A 913-nucleotide genomic window follows, 5' to 3' on the forward strand; every position below is an offset into this window, starting at 1 on the left:
ATCGTGGAATGGATGTAATAAGCTCAAATAGAGAAGCGCTCATTCCATTATATCAATCACATAACGAATGGCTGTTAAACTATGATCGTGAAAGAATGGATTTGGTGTTCTCGTGAATATAACAAGTCATTCAAAAGGACAAATAACAGCTGGCTGTTGTTCGTTCCTCACACATTTTAGCCAGCTATTATTTGCCTCTTAATGAGGCGTTAGGGCTAAATGCAAGTATGCAGGTGTTTTTAGCTTTTTTATTGTTTTAGTGTTTCGGGGAAACCAAATATGTTACATCCAGATTTTCCTGTCGTTGATGGGCAGTATAGGATAACGAATGAATGGCTTATAACTCTTAATCAACCTCACAATAGAAGGGCTGAGGATGGTTCTTTAGTGCTCTGGAGGCCAGGAGTAACTGTTTGGATTAACATCTGGAATAATGATGATAACGAAACAATTGAAGAAATAATTAAGTGGATCTCTTCTGGTTCTGATCCAAAAGCATTTGATGTGGAATCAATTGTTAAAGAAGGACTGACTAAATATTCATATAGACTAAATGAAAAAGAAAATAATAAACTAACACTTACGTATAATGGTTACATCATTACAAATGACTCATACGTTCAGATTACTGTTTATTTTAATTTAGATAACGATGCTAAAGTGGCTAAATCAATAATTGATAGTCTTGAGTATGTTCAGCCCTAACAAGCTGTTAAAGCAGGACAAAATTCAGTTGGCTGTTTTCGTTCCTCAACATTTTAGCCAACTAAATTTTGCCTCTTAACAGGGCGTTATGTACCGCCTTTTTTTAAGGGTAAATTCTTTTTATAAGTTTGGTGGTTTCAAGTCGGCTTGGTGTTTTTTGCCTTGAGTTTTCGCTTTATAGTTTTGCATTCATCGCTATAAAACGAGT

2 protein-coding genes are annotated in these 913 nt (G+C 35.2%); both read left to right on the top strand.

The genetic code is table 11. From position 1 onward, the window contains the following. Window positions 1-8: 8 nt before the first annotated feature. Window positions 9-116, top strand: coding sequence for a DUF3885 domain-containing protein (locus tag H4J75_RS20535; RefSeq protein ID WP_404842720.1), 108 nt, complete (start codon window positions 9-11; stop codon window positions 114-116). A 163-nt stretch (window positions 117-279) separates the two neighbouring features. Next, the gene (locus H4J75_RS19615) at window positions 280-705 is read left to right on the top strand and encodes a hypothetical protein (RefSeq protein WP_182223058.1); all 426 of its coding nucleotides are present in this window, start codon (window positions 280-282) and stop codon (window positions 703-705) included. The last annotated feature ends 208 nt before the right edge of the window (window positions 706-913 follow it).

The sequence above is a fragment of the Colwellia sp. BRX10-1 genome (assembly GCF_014077545.1).
GTDB lineage: Bacteria > Pseudomonadota > Gammaproteobacteria > Enterobacterales > Alteromonadaceae > Colwellia_A.